7 protein-coding genes are annotated in these 8,894 nt (G+C 57.6%); 2 read left to right on the plus strand and 5 right to left on the minus strand.

Annotation, left to right across the window (positions count from 1 at the left end; genetic code table 11):
* Window positions 1-9: 9 nt before the first annotated feature.
* Together pnp and rpsO are read right to left on the minus strand one after the other, a co-directional pair.
* The gene (gene pnp, locus GTP27_RS16375; protein ID WP_161040233.1) at window positions 10-2,127 is read right to left on the minus strand and encodes a polyribonucleotide nucleotidyltransferase; all 2,118 of its coding nucleotides are present in this window, start codon (window positions 2,125-2,127) and stop codon (window positions 10-12) included.
* A gap of 229 nt (window positions 2,128-2,356) precedes the next feature.
* Window positions 2,357-2,626 (minus strand): 30S ribosomal protein S15, encoded by a 270-nt coding sequence (gene rpsO / locus GTP27_RS16380; protein ID WP_155434961.1) that lies wholly within the window; start codon window positions 2,624-2,626, stop codon window positions 2,357-2,359.
* A gap of 166 nt (window positions 2,627-2,792) precedes the next feature.
* Here rpsO and bamE point away from each other — a divergent pair, with 166 nt between their 5' ends.
* Entirely contained in the window at window positions 2,793-3,275 is a 483-nt protein-coding gene (bamE, locus tag GTP27_RS16385) for an outer membrane protein assembly factor BamE domain-containing protein (protein ID WP_161040234.1), read from the plus strand.
* Between the two features lie 25 nt (window positions 3,276-3,300).
* Here the strand turns inward: bamE and GTP27_RS16390 are convergent, their stop codons facing one another.
* The 3 genes from GTP27_RS16390 to GTP27_RS16400 form a co-directional block, all read right to left on the minus strand.
* Window positions 3,301-4,848, minus strand: a complete 1,548-nt coding sequence (locus GTP27_RS16390) for a 2-isopropylmalate synthase (protein WP_161040235.1) — start codon at window positions 4,846-4,848, stop codon at window positions 3,301-3,303.
* A gap of 72 nt (window positions 4,849-4,920) precedes the next feature.
* Window positions 4,921-5,793: a CDP-diacylglycerol--serine O-phosphatidyltransferase gene (gene pssA, locus GTP27_RS16395; RefSeq protein ID WP_161040236.1), complete on the minus strand. Its 873-nt coding sequence runs from the start codon at window positions 5,791-5,793 to the stop codon at window positions 4,921-4,923.
* A gap of 171 nt (window positions 5,794-5,964) precedes the next feature.
* Window positions 5,965-6,747, minus strand: coding sequence for an SIMPL domain-containing protein (locus tag GTP27_RS16400; RefSeq protein WP_161040237.1), 783 nt, complete (start codon window positions 6,745-6,747; stop codon window positions 5,965-5,967).
* 172 nt (window positions 6,748-6,919) lie between these two features.
* Here GTP27_RS16400 and GTP27_RS16405 point away from each other — a divergent pair, with 172 nt between their 5' ends.
* A complete protein-coding gene (locus GTP27_RS16405; RefSeq protein ID WP_161040238.1) occupies window positions 6,920-7,783 on the plus strand; it encodes a prolipoprotein diacylglyceryl transferase in 864 nt (287 codons plus the stop codon).
* The last annotated feature ends 1,111 nt before the right edge of the window (window positions 7,784-8,894 follow it).

Consider the following 8,894-nt stretch of genomic DNA (forward strand, 5'->3'; position numbering starts at 1 on the left):
CCGGAAGGATTACTGTGCAGCGGCAGCGGCTTCTTCAGCAGCCGCTTTCATCGACAGTTTCAGACGGCCACGGTCGTCGGTTTCCAGAACCTTGACGCGTACTGCCTGACCTTCTTTCAGGTAGTCAGCCACGGCGTTCACACGCTCGTTGGCGATCTGCGAGATGTGCAGCAGACCGTCTTTGCCCGGCATAACCTGAACGATGGCGCCGAAGTCCAGCAGCTTCAGAACCACGCCGTCGTAGCTCTTGCCTACTTCGACCGAAGCAGTCAGTTCTTCGATACGGCGCTTGGCTTCCTGACCGGCAGCAGCATCGACGGAAGCGATGGTGACCACGCCTTCGTCGCTGATGTCGATCTGGGTACCGGTTTCTTCGGTCAGAGCGCGAATCACGGCGCCGCCTTTACCGATCACGTCACGGATCTTCTCCGGGTTGATCTTGATGGTGATCAGACGTGGCGCGAAGTCCGACAGTTCGGTCTTCACGTTAGGCATGGCTTTCTGCATTTCGCCCAGGATGTGCTCGCGGCCTTCTTTGGCTTGCGCCAGTGCCACTTGCATGATTTCCTTGGTGATGCCCATGATCTTGATGTCCATCTGCAGTGCCGTGATACCGTTGCGGGTACCGGCCACTTTGAAGTCCATGTCGCCCAGGTGGTCTTCGTCACCCAGAATGTCGGACAGCACAGCGAACTTGCCGCCTTCCTTGATCAGACCCATGGCGATACCGGCCACGTGTTCTTTCATCGGCACGCCAGCGTCCATCAGGGCCAGGCAGCCGCCGCAGACGGAAGCCATCGACGAGGAACCGTTCGATTCGGTGATTTCCGATACCAGACGCACAGCGTAGCTGAACTCTTCCTGCGATGGCAGAGCAGCGATCAGGGCACGCTTGGCCAGACGGCCGTGGCCGATTTCGCGGCGCTTAGGCGTACCAACACGGCCCGTTTCGCCGGTGGCGAACGGTGGCATGTTGTAGTGCAGCATGAACGGGTCGGTGAACTCGCCCATCAGTGCATCGATCTTCTGGCTGTCACGTGCGGTGCCCAGCGTGGCAACCACCAGCGCCTGGGTTTCACCACGGGTGAACAGGGCCGAACCGTGGGTACGTGGCAGTACCGAGGTACGGATCGAGATCGGACGTACGGTGCGGGTGTCGCGACCGTCGATACGTGGCTCGCCGTCCAGAATCTGCGAACGCACGATCTTGGCTTCCATTTCGAACAGGATGTTGCCAACTTCGGCAGCGTCCACGCTGGTACCAGCGGCAGCAGCTTCAGCCGACAGGTCAGCCATGATTTCAGCCGATGCGGTTTTCAGTTTTGCCGTACGTTCCTGCTTGTCTTTCACCTGATAGGCAGCCGACAGTTTGTCGCCAGCGAAGTGCGCCACGCGGGCGATCAGCGCTTCATTCTTGGCTGGTGGGGCCCACTCGACTTCCGGCTTGCCGCCGTCGCGTACCAGCTCATGGATCGCGTCGATCACCGCTTTCATCTGCTCGTGGCCATACACCACGGCGCCCAGCATGATTTCTTCCGACAGTTGCTGCGCTTCCGATTCCACCATCAGCACGGCGGTTTCGGTACCGGCAACCACCAGATCCATCTGCGAGGTTTTCAGCTGTTCTACGGTCGGGTTCAGGATGTACTGGCCGTTGGCGTAACCCACGCGGGCCGCGCCGATCGGGCCGTTGAAAGGCACGCCAGCCACGCACAGCGCAGCCGAAGCACCGATCATCGAAGGGATGTCCGGATCGATTTCAGGATTGACCGACAGCACGTGAATGATCACTTGCACTTCGTTCAGGTAGCCTTCCGGGAACAGCGGACGGATAGGACGGTCGATCAGACGCGAGGTCAGCGTTTCCTTTTCCGATGGACGACCTTCACGCTTGAAGAAACCGCCCGGTATCTTACCGGCTGCATAGGTCTTTTCAACGTAGTCGACGGTCAGCGGGAAGAAATCCTGGCCTGGCTTGGCGTCTTTACGCGCTACCACGGTGGCCAGAATCACGGTATCTTCAACCGATACCATCACTGCGCCGGAGGCCTGACGAGCGATCTCGCCGGTTTCCAGCGTGACGGTGTGTTGACCGTACTGGAAGGTTTTCGTAACTTTATTAAACATGGGTAATCCCTTTCTATTTGCCGACAGATTTTCAGGGGCTGTCGTTCACCTCACCACAGGCAGCCTCGCGGCCACCATTACTACTTTTTACTACAACTACAAAATCGGAATTCCATGCTGCCTAGCCAAGAGCGTGTGCCACCTAGCAATTTTTTTACCCCGCTTGAAAGACAAAATGCCCGCGTCAGCAAACTGGCGCAGGCATTTCGTTAAGCCGGATGATGCAATATTACTTACGCAGACCCAGTTTAGCGATCAGATCGCGGTAACGGGTAGCATCTTTGCCCTTCAGGTAGGACAGCAGCGATTTACGACGGTTAACCATCATAATCAGACCACGACGCGAGTGGTGATCTTTGGTGTGTGCTTTGAAGTGGGCGTTCAGTTCGTTGATGCGTGCGGTCAGCAGTGCAACTTGAACTTCTGGCGAGCCGGTGTCTTTTTGACCACGGGCGTTGTCCGCAATGATAGCGGCTTTGTTGATGTTTTCTACGGTCATGATATTACCTTTCACATGCGGTGCGCGGAGTCTGAACCCTGCCCACCGTGAGCTTCAAAAAAATCTGATCGGAAGACCAGACCCGCGATTATAACGGAAATTCGCGCCCATGTATCCTGATTTGACTACAATCGATCTATCTTCTGCATGGCGCGTGGGGTTTTTCATGAAAAAAGTTATGGTTGCAACAATATTCGCCATTTCCTTAAGCGCCTGTGCTGGCCTGCAGCCGCCACCTGCCGGCTCCAGCGAGGCCGCTGTCATCGCCAGTCTGGGCCAGCCTACCGGGCGCTATACACAGGGAAGTAATACCATGCTGGAATATACTCAGGGGCCACTGGGCCAGACCACTTATATGGCGAAACTGGGGAGCGATGGCCGCCTGCTCTCGTTCGAACAGGTACTCACTAGCGAGAAGTTTGCCAGCGTCGCTATCCAGCGCGATACCAAACAGAGCATCCTCGCAACGCTAGGCCGGCCTAACGAGGTAGTGCATTACGCCAGCGTGGATGGCGACGTCTGGCTATACCGCTACAAGGAGCAGCGTGTCTGGGATTCGATGATGCATGTCGAATTCGACCGCAACGGCGTGGTACAGGCCATGGTGAATGGCCCCGATCCGGATAGGCAGGGGCGTCAGCTGCGCTAGGCAGTGCCCGCCCCCGCCCTGTTACTCAGACTTGCGGATTGACGCGCTCGACCTTGGAGTGCAGCTTGTTCAGCGCCGACAGGTAGGCCTTGGCCGAGGCCACGATGATGTCGGGATGAGCCCCCACGCCATTGACGATGCGGCCATCCTTGGACAGACGCATGGTCACCTCGCCCTGCGACTGGGTGCCGGTGCTGATCGCGTTGACCGAGAACAGTACCAGCTCGGCGCCACTGCCCACTTCCGATTCGATCGCATTCACGGTGGCATCGACCGGGCCATCGCCCCGCCCTTCCGAGGTGTGCTCTTCGCCGTCAATGGTAAATACCACTTTTGCGCTTGGCGTGCTGCCCGTATCGGACTGCTGCGCCAGACTGATGAAGCGGTAGTATTCGCTATCCTGCGACTGCTGCTCGTCCGACACCAGCGCCAGAATATCTTCGTCGAAGATATCGGCCTTGCGGTCGGCCAGTTCCTTGAAGCGCACGAAGGCGGCATTGACTTCGGCTTCCGATTCCAGTTCTATGCCCAGTTCCGTCAGGCGCTGCTTGAAGGCGTTACGGCCCGACAGCTTGCCCAGCACGATCTTGGTGGCGGTCCAGCCCACGTCTTCGGCGCGCATGATCTCGTAAGTCTCGCGCGATTTCAGCATGCCGTCCTGATGGATACCCGAGGCGTGCGCAAAGGCATTGGCGCCCACCACCGCCTTGTTAGGCTGCACGGCAAAGCCGGTAATCTGCGACACCATCTTCGATGCGGCCACGATCTGGGTAGTGTCGATGCCCACATCGAGGTTGTAGTAGGCGCGACGGGTACGCAGCGCCATCACCACTTCTTCCAGCGCGGTATTACCGGCACGCTCGCCCAGACCGTTGATGGTGCACTCGATCTGGCGTGCGCCGCCTATCATGACACCGGCCAGCGAGTTGGCCACGGCCAGACCCAGGTCGTTATGGCAGTGCACCGACCAGATGGCCTTGTCCGAATTCGGAATACGTTCGCGCAGGCGGCGTATGGTTTCGCCGAAAATCTCCGGCACGGCGTAACCCACCGTGTCGGGGAAGTTAATCGTGGTCGCGCCCTCGTCGATCACGCCTTCCAGCACGCGGCACAGGAAGTCTTCATCGGAACGGCTGCCGTCTTCCGGGCTGAATTCGATGTCGTCGGTATGCTGGCGCGCGAAGCGTACGGCATTGCGGGCCTGCAGCAGCACCTGTTCCGGCAGCATGCGCAGCTTCATTTCCATGTGCAGCTTGGAAGTGGCGATAAAGGTGTGGATACGTTTGCGCTCGGCCGGTGCCAGCGCTTCGGCAGCGCGGGCGATGTCGCGGTCATTGGCGCGCGACAGCGAGCAGATGGTCGATTCGCGCACAGCACTGGCGATGGCCCGGATCGACTCGAAGTCGCCCTGCGAAGCGGCAGCGAAGCCTGCCTCGATCACATCCACGCGCAGCCGTTCCAGCTGCTTGGCGATGCGGACTTTTTCGTCCTTGGTCATGGAGGCGCCCGGCGATTGCTCGCCGTCGCGCAAGGTGGTGTCAAAGATAATCAGGCGGTTGGATGAGTTGCTCATAATAGCTCCGTGGCTTGTGCTTCGTTGCTTGAATTCTCAGGGCCTGCCGCCCTCAGGTCTGTGTATTAGGGCTTAGCGGCGTTCGCTGGGATCGCTGGTTTCGTGTTCGGTCTGGATCAGGCTGACTTTCTTGCCCTTGGCCAGACGCCATGCAGAGACGACATAACCAGACAGGCCGTAGGCGATAAAGATAGGGAACAGCACTTTAGGCGGATCGATCGACACCAGTGCAAACACCAGCGCAATCAGGAACACCGCAATGAACGGCACCGACTTGCGGAAATTGATGTCCTTAAAACTGTAGAACGGCACATTGGTCACCATGGTCAGGCCGGCGAACATGGCGATACTCCACGATACCCAGCGCAGTTCGATGCCGGACACTTCCTGATCCACCATCAGCAGAACAAAGCCGGCCACCAGCGCGGCGGCAGAAGGCGATGGCAGGCCCTGGAAGAAGCGTTTATCCACCACCTGAATATTGGTATTGAAACGGGCCAGACGCAGCGCAGCGCCGGCGCAGTACACAAACGCGGCAATCCAGCCTAGCTTGCCCAGACCGCGCAGCGACCATTCATAGATCACCAGCGCAGGCGCCGCGCCGAACGACACCATGTCGGACAGGCTGTCGTACTGGGCGCCGAACTCGCTCTGGGTATTGGTCAGACGGGCTACACGGCCATCCAGACCATCGAGCACCATGGCGATGAAGATCGCCCATGCTGCATGTTCGAACTTCAGATTCATCGCCATCACGATGGCGTAAAAACCGCAGAACAGAGCCGCCGTGGTGAAAGCATTCGGCAGCAGATAGATGCCACGATGACGCGGCCGGTCCAGATCCTCCCCGCGGGCACGACGGGCAAAACGGGCAAAGCGCGACATCTGCGGAGTTTTCGCCAGGGTAGGGCCTGCCTTGGTGCGGCGGCGGGGGAATTTAGCCATAGTGTTCCGATTCCTAAAAGCTGAAGTTAGTGCGCCACCATTATAGTGGAGCCAACAATAAAAAAGGGGGATAGTCGCACCATCCCCCTTGATTCTGACGCGATCCGCCGACTAAATCGGCCTACCTGACCGATGCTGCGATGTTTGCCTCAGGCCTGCGCCGGCTCGGGCTTATTTGAAGCGTACCTTGGCCACCAGCCCCACTTGCACGGTGGTCTCGCCCGGCTCGAAACTAGGCTCGGCCACTGCGCTGTCCTCTGCCATTTTGGCCGCGCGCATCATCAGCGGTGCCGGTGCAGCGAACTGGGCTTCGCGCAGGTAATTGCCAGTGCCTTCGAAATCCACCGCTTCCAGCACCGCGTCGCCGGCACTGCGCCCCATCGCCTTGGCCATGAATGCGACGCGGTCATTCAGATTGCGATAGGCCGATGCAATCCGCGCCTCATCGAGCTGGCGCGTAGTTTCCGGCGTCAGGCCGAACTGCAGATTATTCAGTGCCAGCAGCTTCTGCGCTGCAGCCACGGTCTTAGGCAGCTTATCCAGACTGGTGGTGGTCATCTGCACATACTGGCCTACCCGCCAGCCCGTAATCACACGCTGGCGGACCGGCTGGCCATTTGCCTGCGGACGTTCTTCCGAATACACGGGATAGGTGTAATAGCCCTGCGTTTTCAGCATGGCGACCGGATCTTCCTTCTTCAGAATATCGAGTCCCTGCCGCATCTTGGTGTTTACCCGCGAGGCGGCCACGGCCTTATCCTTGTCCTGCTCCTCGATGGCTAGCGTTGCCACCACCTGATCATTGGCATGGCGCACTTCGCCAGAGGCAGGCACCACCACCAGCGTGCCACTGGTCTGCAGCATGGCTTCCGGCGCTGCCGCCGCAGCGGAAATAGCCAGCGTTGCCACCGTGGCAGCAGCGAGTGATTTGAAAACGGTCTTAGCAGCGGTCATAACAGACTCCATAGCAAGTTTAACAACGTAGCCAACTTTACCCGATTTCCCCACGCCAACCCGTAACACATGGTGAGCGTTTGTAACAATACGCGTGCAAGAATTGCTGCACAAATGCTGCACTCGCGTCCGCCTATGGTACATTCGCCCCACTTCGACTGCGAAAGTGCCCATGTCGTACCCCTATCTGAGCGACGTCATACTGGCCGTAAGCGGCTACGCCCTGCCCTTGCCGCTGGCCACCTTCGGCCTGTTCGTGGCGCTGGGGGCACTGGCGGCAGGCGCCAGCTTCCGCGCCGAACTCAAACGTCTGTATGCCATAGGCCGCATCGGGCCAGCCTATGTCGGCGGTCTGACCCGCCCGCCGCAGGATATCGTCAGCGATTTCATCATCGTCGTCCTGATCGCTGGCGTGCTGGGCGCGCGCCTGTTCCACATCCTCGATCATCTGGATCAATTTTTTGCCGATCCGCTGGGCATGGTACTGACCCGTTCGGGCCTGAGCATCTTTGGCGGCCTGATCTTCGGCACCGGTGCCGGCATGCTGTGCGCGCGCCGCTGGCGTCTGCCCGTCAAGCCCCTGCTGGACGCCGCCGCACCGGCACTGATGCTGGGCTACGCCATCGGCCGCATCGGCTGCCAGATTTCCGGTGATGGCGACTGGGGCATCGCCGCCAACATGGCGCTCAAGCCGGACTGGCTACCCACGTGGCTGTGGGCCCAGACTTACGACAACAATATCTACGGCGAACTGATCGCTGCACCGGGTGTCTATCCGACCCCGATGTACGAAACGGCCATGGCCCTGCTGTGCTTTGCCGTACTGTGGGCGGTGCGGCGCCATCCGTTCCGCACCGGCTGGCTGTTTGCCCTGTACGTACTGCTGGCCGGCGCAGAGCGCCTGCTGATCGAACAGATCCGCGTCAACCCCGTCATCGATCTGGGCAGCCTGCACGCCACCCAAGCCGAACTGATCGCCAGCGCCCTGATCGTCTTAGGGCTGATCGGCCTGCTACTCCACCGCCAGCGCCACTAACTCCGGCAAGAACAGATAAAAAATCAACAGATATGTTGCTCTTCGCTTGCTGCATTCAACATACCTGTCATGCTCCGCTACGACTATTCAACGCATATGTCGCGTATTCAGCGTTCCACTTCTTAGTTGCAGGCATCGTTCAATTAATTAGAAGCGAACACCTCCCACAAACACCCTTCTAAAAATCCGAACAAGTGGTCAGACTTTTAGAAAGTTCAAGGTGTTTCAGAGGAAGAAATTGCACATTCGAAGAACCTAGTTGATCTCTATCAGCGAAAATTCGCAACGAAACTAAAATTGATTAATTATCAATCTTATTGACAATTAGTCATTTACAGTAAGTATGACAACTTCGTTGCACGACTGTCGGTCATCCACAAAATAAGTTCAGGATGATTTGTCGAAGAATTCTCTATGGAGGCAATACGTTCTTCAAGCTCCTTTGCAAAACTATTTTTCTGATATTCGCGGTGCCCTTCCAAGCAATGGCTGCGGAAGGAACTATTGGCTGGTTCTATGTCGAATTTGGCAAACCGGGCCTGCAATATGCCACCAACCCCATTGAGGCATGCCAAAAGGCGAAAATTATTGCCTTCAGGGGATTGATATCGATACAACCGATGAATTCAGCAGCAACTGCCTACTCTTGTTGGTTAAAGGAAATCCCGCCTGGCAATACAATAAGTGGCGCCATGACGAGTTTGCATTGCGATACTGGCTACGTGCCACAATTTCCGGGAATCTGCGTAAAAAAGGTCCCCAATGTAAAGCCTCTCATTCCGATAGTCCCAACTATCCTATCGTTGGCGCCAATAGAGTGTTCAGCTAGTAATCCCGGCTTCACAATGGGAAACCCTGTCATCCTTTCAACAGGAACGAAAATACAGATGGAAAGCGACCTCAGGGGAAATCCGTGGGGAACGCTCGACATCAATAGAATCTATCGATATTTCCGTAATCCAGTAGACTCTCCCACCGGCGGCACTGAACCGTTCCGGGATTTTGAGAGGCCCCGTGGTGTGAGTCAGACCGGGATGGCTTGACCGGAAAGTTGACGATAGTAATTCATTTCAGCTTCAGCAGGCGGGATATGGCCAATCGATTCCAGCAA

The organism is Duganella qianjiadongensis (assembly GCF_009857915.1).
GTDB lineage: Bacteria > Pseudomonadota > Gammaproteobacteria > Burkholderiales > Burkholderiaceae_D > Rugamonas > Rugamonas qianjiadongensis.